This window comes from Paenibacillus sp. F411 (assembly GCF_017582705.1).
Classification (GTDB): domain Bacteria; phylum Bacillota; class Bacilli; order Paenibacillales; family Paenibacillaceae; genus Paenibacillus_AQ; species Paenibacillus_AQ algicola.
Genome location: NZ_JAGFIP010000004.1, coordinates 251,304 through 266,865, shown reverse-complemented (window position 1 = coordinate 266,865; position 15,562 = coordinate 251,304). Strand labels below are relative to the sequence as shown.

Annotated in this window: 13 protein-coding genes; 4 read left to right on the top strand and 9 right to left on the bottom strand. The window is 52.1% G+C overall.

Features of this window, described 5'->3' with window-relative positions; translation table 11 throughout:
• Positions 1-313: 313 nt before the first annotated feature.
• From JJQ72_RS06870 to JJQ72_RS06845, 6 genes are all read right to left on the bottom strand, one after another.
• Positions 314-946 (bottom strand): flagellar biosynthesis protein FlhF, encoded by a 633-nt coding sequence (locus tag JJQ72_RS06870; protein WP_208203175.1) that lies wholly within the window; start codon positions 944-946, stop codon positions 314-316.
• A 113-nt stretch (positions 947-1,059) separates the two neighbouring features.
• Positions 1,060-2,583 (bottom strand): ABC transporter substrate-binding protein, encoded by a 1,524-nt coding sequence (locus JJQ72_RS06865; RefSeq protein WP_208203174.1) that lies wholly within the window; start codon positions 2,581-2,583, stop codon positions 1,060-1,062.
• 137 nt (positions 2,584-2,720) lie between these two features.
• On the bottom strand, positions 2,721-3,668 hold the full coding sequence (locus JJQ72_RS06860) for a carbohydrate ABC transporter permease (protein ID WP_138226529.1): 948 nt from the start codon (positions 3,666-3,668) through the stop codon (positions 2,721-2,723).
• A 17-nt stretch (positions 3,669-3,685) separates the two neighbouring features.
• A complete protein-coding gene (locus JJQ72_RS06855) occupies positions 3,686-4,615 on the bottom strand; it encodes an ABC transporter permease (protein ID WP_138226530.1) in 930 nt (309 codons plus the stop codon).
• A gap of 295 nt (positions 4,616-4,910) precedes the next feature.
• Positions 4,911-6,446, bottom strand: coding sequence for a response regulator transcription factor (locus JJQ72_RS06850; protein WP_208203173.1), 1,536 nt, complete (start codon positions 6,444-6,446; stop codon positions 4,911-4,913).
• Entirely contained in the window at positions 6,443-8,194 is a 1,752-nt protein-coding gene (locus JJQ72_RS06845; RefSeq protein ID WP_208203172.1) for a sensor histidine kinase, read from the bottom strand. Before JJQ72_RS06845 ends, JJQ72_RS06850 begins: the two co-directional genes overlap by 4 nt.
• A 529-nt stretch (positions 8,195-8,723) precedes the next feature.
• On the opposite strand from JJQ72_RS06845, the gene JJQ72_RS06840 reads away from it, so the two are divergent.
• Both JJQ72_RS06840 and JJQ72_RS06835 read left to right on the top strand, forming a co-directional pair.
• Positions 8,724-9,392, top strand: a complete 669-nt coding sequence (locus JJQ72_RS06840) for an HAD family hydrolase (protein WP_138226534.1) — start codon at positions 8,724-8,726, stop codon at positions 9,390-9,392.
• Between the two features lie 48 nt (positions 9,393-9,440).
• Positions 9,441-10,616: a mannitol-1-phosphate 5-dehydrogenase gene (locus tag JJQ72_RS06835; protein ID WP_208203171.1), complete on the top strand. Its 1,176-nt coding sequence runs from the start codon at positions 9,441-9,443 to the stop codon at positions 10,614-10,616.
• 11 nt (positions 10,617-10,627) lie between these two features.
• Here the strand turns inward: JJQ72_RS06835 and JJQ72_RS06830 are convergent, their stop codons facing one another.
• Both JJQ72_RS06830 and JJQ72_RS06825 read right to left on the bottom strand, forming a co-directional pair.
• Entirely contained in the window at positions 10,628-11,326 is a 699-nt protein-coding gene (locus tag JJQ72_RS06830) for a response regulator transcription factor (RefSeq protein WP_208203170.1), read from the bottom strand.
• Positions 11,326-13,500: a sensor histidine kinase gene (locus JJQ72_RS06825; protein WP_243895912.1), complete on the bottom strand. Its 2,175-nt coding sequence runs from the start codon at positions 13,498-13,500 to the stop codon at positions 11,326-11,328. The genes JJQ72_RS06830 and JJQ72_RS06825 overlap by 1 nt, the downstream gene beginning before the upstream one ends.
• Positions 13,501-13,693: 193 nt before the next feature.
• Between JJQ72_RS06825 and JJQ72_RS06820 the strand changes: the two genes are divergently transcribed.
• Both JJQ72_RS06820 and JJQ72_RS06815 read left to right on the top strand, forming a co-directional pair.
• On the top strand, positions 13,694-14,236 hold the full coding sequence (locus tag JJQ72_RS06820) for a hypothetical protein (RefSeq protein ID WP_208203169.1): 543 nt from the start codon (positions 13,694-13,696) through the stop codon (positions 14,234-14,236).
• 43 nt (positions 14,237-14,279) lie between these two features.
• Positions 14,280-14,768, top strand: coding sequence for a hypothetical protein (locus tag JJQ72_RS06815; protein WP_208203168.1), 489 nt, complete (start codon positions 14,280-14,282; stop codon positions 14,766-14,768).
• A 303-nt stretch (positions 14,769-15,071) separates the two neighbouring features.
• Here the strand turns inward: JJQ72_RS06815 and JJQ72_RS06810 are convergent, their stop codons facing one another.
• Positions 15,072-15,494, bottom strand: a complete 423-nt coding sequence (locus JJQ72_RS06810) for a DUF4395 domain-containing protein (RefSeq protein ID WP_138226539.1) — start codon at positions 15,492-15,494, stop codon at positions 15,072-15,074.
• Positions 15,495-15,562: the final 68 nt, after the last annotated feature.

Sequence of the window (15,562 nt, the reverse complement as noted above, 5' to 3'; positions counted from 1 at the left end):
TTCGGTTTTTCGCGTTCGTTGGGCGCGGGGGCGGCTTGCGAGCGCAACGAGTTCGGTTTTTCGCACTCGTTTGGCGCGGGGGCGGCTTGCGAGCGCATCGAGTTCGGTTTTTCGCACTCGTTTGGCGCGAGGGCGACTTGCGAGCGCAACGAGATCGGTTTTCCGCACTCGTTTGGCGCGGGGCAGCGTGCGGGCGCAACGAGTTCGGTTTTTGGTGTTCGTTTGGCGCGGGGGCGACTTGCGAGCGCAACGAGTTCGATTTATGGTGTTCATTTGGCGCGAGGGCGACTTGCGGACGCATCGTGTTCGGTTTTTAATGTTCGTTTGGCGCGGGGGCGGCTGGCGGGCGCATCGAGTTCGGTTTTTCGCGTTCGTTGGGCGCGGGGGCGGCTTGCGAGCGCAACGAGTTCGGTTTTTCGCACTCGTTTGGCGCGGGGGCGGCTTGCGAGCGCATCGAGTTCGGTTTTTCGCACTCGTTTGGCGCGAGGGCGACTTGCGAGCGCATCGAGTTCGGTTTTTGATGTTCATTAAGCGCGGGGGCAGCATGCGAGCGCATCAAGTTCGGTTTTTGGTGTTCATTTGGCGCCAAGGCGGCTTGCGGGCGCAACGAGTTCGGTTTTCCGCACTCGTTTGGCGCGGGGGCGGCTTGCGAGCGCATCGAGTTCGGTTTTTCGCACTCGTTTGGCGCGGGGGCGACTTGCGAGCGCATCGAGTTCGGTTTTTCGCACTCGTTTGGCGCGGGGGCGACTTGCGAGCGCATCGAGTTCGGTTTTTCGCACTCGTTTGGCGCCAAGGCAGCTTGCGAGCGCATCGAGCTCGGTTTTTCGCACTCGTTTGGCGTGAGGGCGGCTTGCGGACGCAACGAGCTCGGCTTTTCGCACTCATTTGGCGCCAGGGCGACTTGCGGCTGCAAGAAGTTCGGTTTTTCGCATTCGTTCTGCGCCAAAACAGCATACGTCCGCATCGAGTCCAGTTCTTCACGTTCGTGCGGCGTGCATCCACGCCACTAAACAAAGGGAGTACAGCAGAATCGCTGTACTCCCTCATGTTTCATCCGCCTTACTGATTGTTAGCTTTCCACTCATCGAATTGCTTCTGGGCTTCAGCAATGACTCTGTCCATGCCAGCGTCTTTGAATTTCTGCTGTGCCTTTGGCAAGTATACCGCTGCGTCCACAGAGCCCGTGTACAGAGCCGAAATAAATTCTTTTGACACGTTGGAAATGGCAGCTACCTCGGTTTTTACAGGAGACGTATCAAAGTTAAAGCCGAAGGTGGGTGCGGTAGTAGCCGAGCTGTTAAACTCATCGAACGCTTCCCACTTGTCTGCCGGCTCACCTTCATGCAGATAAGTCAGGTACATGTTACCCAAGGCAAATCCAGGCATGGAGTAGTTGTCCTTCATCGCTGGCAGATCCTCGATATATGGCGCATCCAGCTTCGTGTAATGCGTGCCTTCAATGCCGTATTGGATCATGTTGCGAAGCTTTTCATCGGTATTCAGCAGGTTCAGGAACATCATGGCCCGCTCCGGATTTTTGGAGTACGAGGAGATCGCCATCATAGAGCCTGCTGCAGAGCCTGTGTAAATGATCGGATCCTGCATTGGACGCGTGACAATGTCGTAGCCAGCACTGCGGGACCAGCCGAGCTCCGCATAAGGCTGTGTAATTTCACGGTCTACGAGCCATTTGCCTGTCTTCATATTGTCAATGCCGTCCAGGGTAGCAATATCCTCCCGAACATATCCTGCCTTGTAGTATTTGCGCATCGTATCCAGAGCGCTCTTCAGCTCCGGGGACTCCAGGATGTTAACGAATTTGAAATCCTTGGTGTCGATGTACATCCCGATTGGAATTTCATCACCCAGCACGAAATCAAATGGCATGTATGGCTTGAAGCCCTTCGCCACCGCTAATGGCGTAACATCTGCCGGCTCGTTCTCTTTAATCGTCTTCAGCAGCGGCTCCAGATCTTCAAGTGTGGTCACGTTGGAAATGTCCAGATTGTATTTGTCCAAATATTTCTTGTTAAAACGCCATACAAATTGCTGTGCCAGTTCTTTGTTCGCAGGGATTCCGTAGTTCACGCCGTTGACCTTCGTTCCTTCCAGGAAGCGAGGATCCAGCACGTCAATGATACCTTGACCGTACTGCTCCAGCAGCTCATTCAGCGGCTTGAAGGCCCCCTTTGCTGCATTCGGCAAGTAATCAAATGCCCAGGAGCTGGTGAATGCAATATCGTAGTTTTCACCGGAGCTGGTGATTACCTGCATTCTTTGGCTGTAATCGCCCCAGTCAATCATGCTCAGCTCCAGCGTCGCATTGATCTTCTCCGTCAAATATTTATTGATCTCTTCCTGCACCAGCGGTAAGTCCTTTTGGTTCGGTCCGATCATGAACATTTTTAGCTTAACGGGCTCCAGCTTGGATGAATCTACCGTGCCATCGCTCTGTACAGCTGCGCCCTCGGATGAAGTGCCAGCCGCTCCGGTACCGCTGTCCTTGCTGCCGCATGCGGCCAGGAACACCGACAGCACCATGATGAGGGATAGCGATAATAGTGAAAGCTTTTTCTTAAACATGTGTTTGCCCCCTTAAGGTATTTAATGAGCTTGCTATCTATTGATACCGCTTACAACCCGTTCCCGAAAGAAGCAGGAGCACCTGCCTCTTCATCTAAGAACGTATTTTGTTCACGGGGTCAATCTTACCTTGTCTGTTATCCTTTCACGGAGCCTACGGTTAGGCCCTGGACAAAATACCGCTGGAAGAACGGATACGCCATAATAATCGGCAGTGTAGCCAGCACCACCATCGCCATACGAACCGTTTCCGTCGGGATTCCGGCTGCCGCATCGAATGAGCCGAGATTCTGGGCATTCTGCGTCAGAAAATCCATGTTTTTCTCAATCTGCATCAGCAGATATTGCAGCGGCGGTGTTTTTTGCGGATCGTTGTAGTACAGCAGCGCATTAAACCAGTCATTCCAGTAGCCTAGCGAGCTGAACAAGCCAATTGTTGCAATGCCCGGCAGCGAGACCGGAAGCACAATCCGCACAAAGGTCGTAAATTCGCCGGCTCCGTCAATACGGGCAGATTCGATAATTTCATCCGGCACCGTCGTCTGGAAAAATGTCCGCATCACAATGATTGAGAAGGCGCTGAGTGAGAGCGGAAGAATCAGAGACCAGATCGTATTTTGCAGGTGCAGGAACTGGGTCATGACGATGTAGCCGGGAACCATTCCACCTGAGAACAGCATGGTGAAGAACGCAACGAAGCTGAAAAATCCCCGGAATTCAAAGCTGCGGCGCGACAACGCATAAGCGTAGGTTGTGACCAGCGTCAGGTTAATCAGCGTGCCCAGCACCGTTATGAGCAGCGTCAGACTGAAGGAGGACAGCAATTCTCCCCCGGTTTGAAAAATATACGAGTACGCCGCGGTGCTGAACTGGCTGGGCCACAGGCTGAAGCCCTCCATGGCCAGTGTCTGCTCATCTGTCAAAGAGATCATAATAACAAACAAGAACGGGAAAATACAAGAGAAGGCGAACACCCCAATAATAATATTGAAGATCACATTCCAAAATGGCGAGATCGCATTATAGTCTCTTTTACTCCGGGCTTGCGGCGCCGGATCATGTCCGGCTGTTGGGTACTGCGGCATCTTGTTCACCTCCATGCTTAGAAAAGAGCGTGGTCTTTTTCAATTTTCCGGACAATGTAATTGGACAGCAGGATCAGGACCAGACCAACCATCGACTGATACAGCCCTGCAGCGGTGCTCATCCCGATGTCTCCCATATTGACCAGGCCTCTGTATACAAAGGTGTCAATAACGTTCGTAACCGGGTACAATGCACCGGAATCCTTCGGCAGCTGATAGAACAGACCAAAGTCCGAGCGGAAAATTCCGCCAATAGCCAGGATGGTCAGGATAATCATCAACGGCTTCAGCAGCGGCAGGGTAATGTAGCGCGCCTGCTTCCATTTGCTCGCCCCGTCAATGACAGCGGCCTCATAATAGGATTTATCAATTCCCGTGATCGCCGCCAGATAGATCACACTGTTATACCCGACGCCCTTCCAGATCCCGACGAAAACGAGGATGTACGGCCAATACTTTCCTTCGGAATACCAGCTGACCGGATCCCCTCCGAAAAAGGTAATGATCTGGTTCAGCGTCCCCTTATCCACACTTAAAAAGGTGAATGCGAAGTAGCTGATAATAATCCAGGAGAGAAAATGCGGCAGAAACATGCCGGTCTGATAGATCTTGGCCAGCCGCTTGTTCAGCAGCTCATTCAGCAGCATCGCGAACCCTACTGCAACCACCAGACCGAGAATGATAAAAGCCATATTGTACAGGATGGTATTACGCGTAATGATGTACGCATCATTCGTCGTAAACAGATACTCAAAGTTCTTGAAGCTGACCCATTCGCTGTTGAAAACGCTGGCAAAAAATCCGTCAGGACTAATTCTGAAATCCTTAAAAGCCAACACGGTGCCAAACATCGGCAGGTACGCAAAAATCAAAAACCAGATGGTTCCTGGCAAAATCATCAGCAGCATAAACCGGTTGCGGATTATCTTCTTGATGAATGCCGACATAGGCAGTCCCCCTTACTGAGCGCACGAATGTTAATCAGGCTGCCTCAAGACCTATTGGCAAGCAGGAGGCTGTCCCGATGGTCCATAGCCTTGCAGCACGTGCTTTTTGTACTCTTATTGTGTCAAGAAAGCGCTATCTCGCTCAAGTTGAAAAAACCAAGAATCAGCTGTACAAATTAAAGATTATTCAGAAAGCGCTTTCGTAAAATGCAAAGATGTACCTGCCGCCTCACCAAAGAGAGCCTTGCAGGGCACGAAAAAGCCGCGGTTCGCTGCCGCGGCTCCATGCACAATTTTACACCCGGGCGAAGCGCGTTCGCATTTCCGTCGGAGAAACGCCGGTGTATTTTTTGAACTGCCGATAGAAATAGGAGCTGTCGAGATAGCCTACACGAAGCGCGATGTCCGAGGTCTTCTGATCCGTGTACAGCAGCAGCTGTGTCGCTTTTTCAATCCGAAACTGATTAAGATAATCCGAGAAGGTGACGCCCACCTCCTGCTGAAACAGATGGCCCAAATAATTGGGATGCAGCCCCATCCTATGGCTCAAGGTCTTGAGTGAAAGCTCCTCTCCATAGTGATGCTGCACCTGGGCCGTCAGGAAGGAAACGTGAGGACTGTACCCCTCTTCCTGCTCCTGCTGCTTCAGAAGGGTGCTCTCCACAATGCACCGCACATGCTCCTGAAGCTGCTTCAAGGTGTGAATGTCCTGCAGCGGAATGAACACCTCACTGTAATCCGGGTTCTTCTCCAGTTCCTTGACAGCAAGCATCAGCTGGACTGCGGCATTCCAGTAGCTCTCCCGGGACACCAAGGACACACCTGCCTCCACCCGCAGCGCCTCCCGAATATGATCTTGAATGACCTCCAGGTCGCCCTCAATAATGACCTTCTTAAAAAGCTCCAGCCCTCCTTCCGGCGCAGGCGGCAGTTCCTGAAGCCCAGTGCACTGTGACGGTGCCTCTGCCGCAAGCAGTGCCTGCTCCAGCTGACGCTTACCCTCTTCATAGCTTGCAGCCACCTCGGACAATCCTTCCCGGCAGACCCTCCTGCCCAGCGTGCACCACAGTCTCAGCCCGTGCTGCTGCTGCAGCACGTGAAGCTCCGGCAGCAGCGACTGGCACCTGCTCTCCTCGTGTCGACATTGCTGCCAGATATGAATCACGACGAGGTCTTCATGGTCGGAAAAAGCAATCGCCTGCCTGCCTTCGTCCGCCCGCTCCAGCAGCATGGCCTGAAGTTCATCCGCAAGCCGGGAGATCGGACAGGCCTCCCCCTCTTCGACCCACGTCCGGATGACCTGGACCTGATAGCAGCTGCCTTCGAGCGGCAGGGCGAGCAGCTCGGCTCGCTGACGCAGCTCGGCCAGATCTATACTGCCGTGCACCCAGCGCTGCAGCACATGGCTTTGCAGCACCTTCCAGTCTTCCTCCAGCTGGAAACGGCGCTCACCCTCGCGCTCCCACTCCTGCACGATATGGCTTACCGTAGATTCCAGCTCCTCCAGATTGATCGGCTTCAGGATATAATTATGAATGCCAAGCGTAATACCGGTCTTTACGTACTCAAACTCCTCGTAGCCGCTTAACACAATACATTTGGTGCCGGGGTGCCGCTCCTTGACACGCCGGATCAGTTCCAGGCCGTTCATCCTTGGCATCATAATGTCTGTGATCAGCAGATCCACCGGCTGCTCCAGCAGCTCCGTCAGAGCTTCTTCGCCATTTCGCGCTGTTCCCGCGACCTCCAGCCCGTATTTCCCCCAATCCAGAATTGCCTTCAGGCCTTGAACAATGAGCGGCTCATCATCTGCAAAATATACCTTTCTCATGCTGTCTCCCCTCTTGCCATCATCGGTATTTTTAATATGACCCTGGTGCCCTGACCTTCTGTGCTGTGAATGCTGACCCCGCATGCCGAGCCATAGTTGATCTGAATCCGGTCATGAACATTTTTCAGCCCGATAGAGGCATAGTCCTTGTCCATAGGAGCAACAGGACCTTCCAGCGAATGAGTAATCTCCTCCAGACGCTCCATAGGGATGCCGGTGCCGTTATCCTCTACCGTAAGAAGAATATAGCTCCCGTCTTGCTCCACGCTGATTCCGATCCAGTTCTCGTCTTCCGCCGGGCGGAAGCCATGGACGAAGTAATTCTCCACGATCGGCTGGAGCAGCAGTTTGATGATGGAGCAGCCAAGCAGCTGCGGGTCGGCCTCCAGTGTGTGGCGCAGCTGACCTTCATAACGCTTTTCGAACAAATTCAGATACACCTTACAGAGCTCCAGCTCTTCGGATATGGTAACCACAGTGCTTTTCTTAGCCATGCTCTTGAACATGACAGAAAGACTGTAAATCATATCCCCCACCTCCCGCGCTCCCTGAACGTAAGCCTTCATGCGAATCGACTCCAGCGTATTGTATAAAAAATGCGGGTTAATCTGTGCTTGCAGCGCCACCAGCTCCGCCTGCTTCTGCTTGAGCTCTGTGGTATAGATCTTGTCAATATATTGCTCCAGCCGATCGCCCATGTCATTGAACCGGGTTGAAATCTGCTGCAGCTCATCCTCCCCCGGCATCTGAATACGGGTGGATAAATCCCCCTCCCCGATCCGGTTCATGGACCGGATGATCCGCTGGACCTTTTTCGAATATTTAGAAATGATCGTGAACGTAATGGCAAAGCTCGCCATGATAAAAGCCAGTGTGATGATCAGCAAGCCGTCTCTTAGATTCTTCGTGCCCGACTCAATGGAGGATTTCGAAACGAGCCCCACCACGGACAGCCCCGAGCTGCCAAGCTGCAGCACTCTCGCCTTCGACGGCTCATCCAGCATCACCCATTCATCCCCGGGGCTTCGGCTCAGCCCGTACGGATACACCTGACCACCATACACGCCTTTCGAATCATACAAAACGCCACCCTGCGAGGTCATTACCAGCAGCCTGCCTTTTACCGAGGCCTGGCTATCGAGCCATGCCTCAATATGCCGGTGGTCAAACTTCACGCTGATGCCCCCTGCCTGCTTCAATGTCCATGGATCCCGAAGCTCCCGTGAGTACACATAGACATCCTCTTCCCGGTTAAAGCTCCAGCCCTGCGGATTACGCTGCTGATGACTGGTCCGAGATTCACCGGAAGCGTTTTCATTCATGAGCTCCTGATTTTTGCGGCTGAAGTTCATGACGAAGTGGTTCACGCTGCTGGATATGGACACCTCGCGGATACCATGATCCTGCTCCAGGTAATTTTTGAGCAAAGTTGTAAAGGAACGGAGCCGCTGCTCGCCGTTCTTGTAATAGAGATCGAGCCGGTAATTTAAATAATTCTCGTATTCGTTGTTCAGGAAATAGATCAATTCATCACTTAGCGTCGCATCTCCGTAAATCTGCTGAAACATACCAAGGACGCCTTCGTACTGACGGGTCAGATACACGCTGAGCACTTGTGCCGATTTCAGGTTGGCCTCCGTATGCTCCTGTAAAATACGCTGGGTCTGATACTGATACACCAGCACTGCCGCCACCCCGAACAGCACGATCATTACAGTAGAGTACAGCACGACGATTTTGTTAAACATCTTCCTCTTTAAATGATTGGAATAAAAACGGCGAAGCTTCCAGATGATGACCACACCCTGTCTTTAGCTCATGCTTTTGGCACTCAGTGTACCACCATTGCGGCCGAAGTAGCAACGCTGCAATGGGCCCAATTGAATGAGGATGACTCTTCCCGTCTTCTCCATGTCGAATTCCCTCATCCCAGCACGATTCATGCCGGCAAGCAAGGGAGAGCGTAATTTTTTTCATTTTTTTTGAGAAGGACTTCCATTTGGCAGTATATAACCGCTTACATCCTTAGAAGTACTAGGGAGTCTGCGGTTTTCATCCATTTGTATTGTAAGCGCTTTATATAGCTTGTTTTCTTGTGTTATGATTTGTCACACGGTTGACCCTTTTCTTTGTCTTATGTTACGGTTTTAGTAGTTGCACGGAGCGTTTTCATCACTTTTACATGATTTTTCACATCGAATACGTCACCTAATCTAACAGAGACAAATGAGTACGAGAGAACAAACAGATACGAAATTTGAACAGGAGGGTTATCGGATGATTAAAGCGATGATTTTTGACTTTGACGGAACGATTATTGATACGGAGACAGCGTGGTACAGCGCATTTCGCGATGCCTACCAGAAGCATGGTGTGGAGCTGACATTGGAAATGTATTCCCAATGCATCGGCACCAGCCTAAAGACCTTTAATCCTTACGAATATTTAATGACGGAGCTGAACCTGCCGCTCGATAAAGAGGCTTTCCGCGAAGCCATTCAGCTGAAGCATGCCGCCCTGATGAATCAGGAGCAGGTACGTCCCGGCATTCTTCATTATTTAGAGCAGGCCAAGGAGCAGGGACTGAAAATCGGACTCGCGACAAGCTCGACCCGCTCTTGGGTAGAGCAGCATCTGGAGCAGCTGGGCCTGCTTGACTATTTCGAGGTGATCCGCACGGCGGATGATGTCGCAAATGTAAAGCCGGATCCTGAGCTGTATACGCAAGCTCTTGAAGGCTTGGGTGTGACTGCTGATGAAGCTGTGGCTATTGAGGATTCACCTAATGGAGCCCGGGCGGCGGCAGCGGCCGGCATACATTGTGTCGTCATCCCGAACACGATTACTGGAACACTGGAGTTTGATATGCCGCACCAGCGCCTCTCTTGCCTGACTGAGCTGGAATTCAACGATTTGCTAACCAAGCCGCTCGCTAACACCGTATAAATGAAACTGACATCCAACAGATCTGATCATTCAAGGGGGAATTCATAGATGAAAGCCGTACACTTTGGTGCGGGCAATATCGGCCGCGGGTTTATCGGCCATATGTTGTCCGCCTCGGATTATGAGGTTTGTTTTGTCGCCAGAAATCAGAAACAGATTGCCCTGCTGCAGAAGCGGCAGGAGTACCCGATCACGCTGGCCAACGACGAGCAGGATACTACACTGGTCAGCAATGTTACCGCGATTAGCCTTCATGAAGAAGAGCATGTCGCTGCCGAGATCGCTTCGGCCGCAATCATTACAACCGCTGTGGGCGTCAATGCCCTGAAGGATATCGCCCGTTCCATAGCGCAAGGCATCTCGCTGCGGCTGCAGCAGAAAGTGTCTCAGCCTCTGCACATTATCGCCTGTGAGAATGCGATCGCCGGAAGTACCCGGCTGAAGAAGCATGTGTATCCGCTATTAAGTGAAGCAGAACGCCAGCAAGCCGATACATGCATCTCTTTTCCTAACGCTGCTGTTGACCGGATTGTCCCGCTGCAGAAGCATCAGGACCCGCTGCAGGTTACGGTTGAGCCCTTCTTTGAATGGGTAATTCACCGTCCGGCCCTGCTGGAGGGCTTCCGGGAGATCAAGGGCGTGCATTATGTGGACTCGCTGGAGCCCTACATCGAGCGAAAAATGTTTACCGTGAACACCGGGCATTGCTGCGCCGCGTATCTGGGCTCTCTTCAGGGCTTCACCACGATCCGCCAGGCCATGAAAGATTCCCAGCTTGTGTCACAGGTCCGCCAGGTGATGAACGAAACCGGACAGCTGATTACGACCAAGCACGGCTTCAACGCGAAGCAGCATCAGCAATATATAGATGCCATTCTGGCGCGTTTCGCCAATCCGCATCTCAGTGATAAGGTGACTCGCGTCGGACGTTCACCGCTGCGCAAGCTCTCACCGAACGATCGTCTCGTTCGACCTCTTCTGCAGGCCTATGATGCCGGTATTGAAACGCCGGGACTTCAAGCTGCGATTGCAGCAGCCCTGATGTTCCATGACCCTGCCGATAAGGAAGCGGTAGCGCTGCAGCAGCGGATTGCAGAGCATGGCGTCTCGAAGGTGATCCATGAGCATATGGGCATCCATCCGGATCACCCTGTGCACAAGCAGCTGCTTGCTGCCTACGAGGAGCTAAAATCGCACACGGCGGACGAGATCATCGCAACGTAAGCCCAGGCGGCTCAGCGCTTCAGAAATCGGTAGCCGATCCCCCTTACCGTTTCAATGTATCGGACTTCGCTCTCTTCAATTCTGCGGCGAAGATGATGAATATGCACCATCACGGTTCGGTGATCGCTGCCGCTTTCAAGCCCCCAGATGGAATCGAACAGCTGCTCGACACTGAACACCCTTCCGGGATGAGCCGCCAGCTGCAGCAGAAGCTGCAGCTCTTTACTCGGCAGATTCAATACCTCCCCCTGCAGCCGTACCTCCCAGCGTTCGAAGAAAATCTGCAGGCGTCCATCACTCCATACTTTTTCAGTTGGCTCTGTATTCCCTTGCGGAATGCCGGGCCTTCTTAATCTTGCCCTCACTCTCGCTACCATAACATCCGGATCAAACGGTTTAGTAATATAGTCCTCACTCAGCTCCAGCCCTTCAACAATATCCTCGGTCTCGTTACGGCTGCTTAGAAATATTACTGGAATGTCTCGGCTGCTCTTCCACTCCCTGACCCATTCCGTCCCATTGCCATCTGGCAGCATAATATCGCAAATGATGAGATGAAAGCTTGAAGATTGCAGCCAAATGGATGCTTCGGTAAGTGTGGATGCGATCCTGGTGCTGAATTGCTGATTGCATAAGTAAATAGACACCAGGTCGGATATGTCCGCATCATCCTCCACAATGAGGATCTGCTTCTGTTCCGCATAGCTCATTATTTACTGTGCACCTCCCCTTGTTGTGCAAGCTTTAATGGCAGCTCCAAGCAAAAAGCACTGCCTTTTCCCGGATCGCTCCTGACCTTGATTTCTCCATGATGGTAATGAACAATCTCTTTGCAGATCGCCAGCCCCAATCCGGAGCCTTGAGCTTTGGATGAAGGCTGTCTCGCCTGGGCAAACCGTTCAAAAATATGCTGATGAAGCTCGGGCTCAATTCCGATCCCGGTATCCTCTACAGTCACCAGCGCCGCAGGCCTGTTTCCTTCGATGCCATCCAGCACAAGACGCAGTGTAATACAGCCCCCCGGCTCGGTAAACCTGAGTGCATTGGAAATCAGATTAGACAGCACCTGCTCCAGGCGGAGCGGATCACCCGAAAGAACCCAAGGCAGCGCAGGCTCTGCCGGAACGAGGATAACGCATTGAATGCCTTTGTCTTCGATCTCCCACTCATACTTCTGAAACAGCTCCTTGAAAAAAACAACGGGGGCAAGCTCCTCCATCTGGAACGTGATCTGATTTGTCTCCAGCTTGCTCAGCTCGATGAGATCATGGATCATCCGCTCCATTAGAATAGAGCGCTCATAAATCCGGTTGGCATATTTAGGCGCATCAGCCGTTATGATTCCATCCCGCAGCGCCTTGGCAAAGCCCTTGATCGACGTAATCGGAGTGCCAAGCTCATGCGAGATGTTGGACAGAAGCCGGACGCGGAATTTCTCCAAATCTGCCATCTTGTGATTGGCCTCTTGAAGACTGGCATTACTCTGCTGCAGAGAATACGTCCTCTCTGCCACCGTCCGCTCCAGGGAACGGTTACTTTGCCAAAGCTGTTCGGCCAGCTGCTCCTTCTCCGCAATCGCCCGGGAGAAGCGCGCGGATAAATTCAACGCCTGCGTGATCAGAAAGCCTAGCAGACCTATGGACAGCAGATCATCGGTTGCCAGCAGGCCGGTGTAAAACAGCATGTCATTGAGTGCAAATAGCGTAAAGAACAGAAATCCGAGCGCCGTCGTGAGTGAGCCTCTTCTGCGCCTCACGGCAGAGAGGATATAAACAAACAGCGTGTACATCAGAACCGGAAACAGCAGACCCCAAATAAACAGCGACAAATAGTGGGTGTAGATCCGGGCAGGGGTCAGCAGAAAGAACAGGATAAAGCCGGCAAGCACAACCCCCGCTGTACGAGGCGCCCAGGACACTGACTCCTGCGGATACTCCCGGTTCACGAAGAAAATAAGCGTGAGCGCAACCATTGAAATCGAGATGTACTCCGCCTTGACCGCCCACTCCCAAGACAGTCCCGGCAGAAAGTAGAGTGCTGTGGATTCGCCCAATACGATGGTCCGGATACCCACGGATAGACAGAGACCTCCAAACAGGAGCACAGAAACCTCTTTTCTCCGGTTGAAATACACAAAGAAATAATACATTGACATCATGAAAAAAATCCCGATCACAAAAATTTGGGCCGCCACCCGGGACGTCCGCAGCCTGGAGATCGACTCCGAGGTACCGAGCTCCATTCCCTGCCAGATTCCGCTGTTGCGCTGATGAAAGTTCGCAACCTGAATTACAATATCATTCCAGCCCGTTACAGGTTCGAAATAAATCGTATCGGGATAGCTTTTGGGATGGGTGTCCTCCCGCTCGGTTCCCACCGTTCCGTTGCCGCCCCTCAGCGAGCCATTAATCCAGATCTCATATGCCGAAGCAATGCTCTTCGGGTAAATGCCGAGCGTCTGGCGGGGGGCGGTCCAGGCCTTAGGCAGCAGCACTCGCAGTCGGTATGTAGCATAGCCTTCGTGAGGCAGAGGTTGTCCATTCATGATGTATTCCGTCCACGGCATTGGCACCTGAACCCATAGCGGATCCGGATTGGAAGGCTCATTCGAAGCAAAGTCCGCCGGCTCCAGCAGCTGATCCCAATAAAATTCCCATTCCCCATCCAGCAAAAGAGTCCCTTGACTGCCGGGGTTCCATGCCGACAAGTCGGCATAGCCCTGCTTCGGTGCCACGATGATCGTTGAAGTGTCCGGGCTTTCGATGTCTTTGAACTTTGGATTTAATTGTGCGGCAAGAATGATAATAGCGCCCAACATTACAGCAGCGAGGCCGTACATGAAAAGCCGCCGTCTGTCCTTTCGCTCGAACTGGACAAGCCTCATAGCAGGTAACCTCCGGTTACAGAAACTAAATTAGTTATATTATATCAGGGGACTCTCTTCGATGCTGACAGAAAGCATCATTTTTTGCCATTACTTAAACAAAACTTAAACATCCATAGGTATTATGGATTACAGGAAAGCTTCAACCGGGGATGAAGAATGAAAAGCTAGGAAAATAGTAGGGGGGTCCTTCATGAATGGTTATTTCACGGTCTGCTGTACCGAAAGATCCCAGCACCATTATATCGACTTTCTGCTAAGCCGCTATGAGGATTTGAATTTAAAATATAGCTTCTCCGCAGCCCTGGGCTACCTCGCCAGTCCCCTTCTGATGGCAGGTACAGCCGTGCTGTGCTATGACGAGGAGGATCAGATATGCGGAGCATTCAGTTATATTCACGGAACCGGGGAGCACGATTATCAGGACCGTCATATGATCCAGATTCAAGCCGCCTATTTGGATAAAGCCTATCGTGTCAGCCGCTGGTTTGTGGAGGGCCTCCGGTTTCTGGCGGAGCATCTGCATGATCAGGAGGAAGAGGTAACAGACATTCAATTCTGGGCGCCCGGAGATGCCAGGAGCCAGAGACTGTTCTCCAAGTTTGCGGTCCCATTGAAGGTCGAAGGAGCACCAAGCGGTGATATGGAAGGGTACCGGGTTACGGTCGAAGAACTTTTTGACTATCTTTTGGGTACGGCGATCCTCCGGGACAGGAAGCAAGGCTTTACCGTCTAGTGAATTTTCGGCTTTAAGAGAGAAAAGGAGGCGCGAGGCAAGGATGAGAGCTGTAGTAAGACATTGCTCTACGGACCGGGATTATGCGGGTTTAACGCGGTTTTATATCAACCATACCCGGGATTTTGACAGAAGCTATTCTCTCCAGGACGGGCTATTCCACATCTTAACGACGCTGAATGATTTTCAGTTTATAACCTATCACAATGCTCAGGAGCATCTGATCGGCTTTGTACAGTACCGTACGGAGGAAGAGAAAGGGACCGTGTTTGTGGATGCGGCCATTTTGGAAGAGAAGTATCGCAGTACCAGCGTGTTCTATTACGGACTTCAGGATTTGATCAAGTACATCCTAGAGAATAACAAGGAAGTTAAGTCTATGTATTTCTTCGCAGCTGCGGACAATCCATATGTAAACCGACTATACCGCAAATTTGCCAGGCTGGTTGATGTGACACACCGCCGTGGACGCCCAGAAAATGTATATGCTGCAGATCTACAGGGGCTGCTGCATGATTTAAGGGTTTACTGAGGTGACACCATATCCATACAGGAAGGGAGGTGAGCAGAATGGTTCCACCAATTTATGGTATGAAAGATGTAACAAAAGGCAGCGGCTTTGGCCGCATTGTCGATGCAATGAAGCTGAATGAGCAGCTGAGAAACGCCGCGGCATCCACGAAGTAATTTCCTCCCCCGGAGATTATCGAGGTGTCCCGGAGCATGAGAGCATGTAAAAAAGGGCTGTCCTGCTGGATCTGTGATCCGGCGGGACAGCCCTTTTGAGCTGTGCTGCAGGTGAGCTAGCCGTCTGCCTTATAAGCCCAGCAGAACCTTATCCCCGCTGAAGCCGGCGTGCCCGAAACTGCTTGTACTGGAAATAGACGGTGCAGCCGATGCAATATCCCAGCAGCGCAGCCAGCGCTGCCGCTCCTGTCATGCCGGCCAGCACGTTCCCTGCCCAAGTCCAGCCTAGCAGAAGGCTTAGTAAGGATAGACCCAGCAGGCTGACCGCAATCGTATTGTTAAAGCGCTGGAGCTCGGCAGCCTCTGTTCCGGAGCGGCGAACCCGCCCGGACAGAAACGTGCGGGTCAGCCGGACAAACAGATTACCCCGGACACCAAAGATCAGACCTGCCGCCTGAATCGCCAGCAAAGCGGCAATCACCGTCGCAGACTGCGTAACGAGAAAGATGGAAACCATAAGCACAATTCCTGCCTGATTGCTTCTTACATATGGAACGGGAATCTCTTTCATCTATAAACCAACTTTCCGGATAGGAATTAAATTAATTAAGTTGATTATAGTCAACCCCGTCACGAATG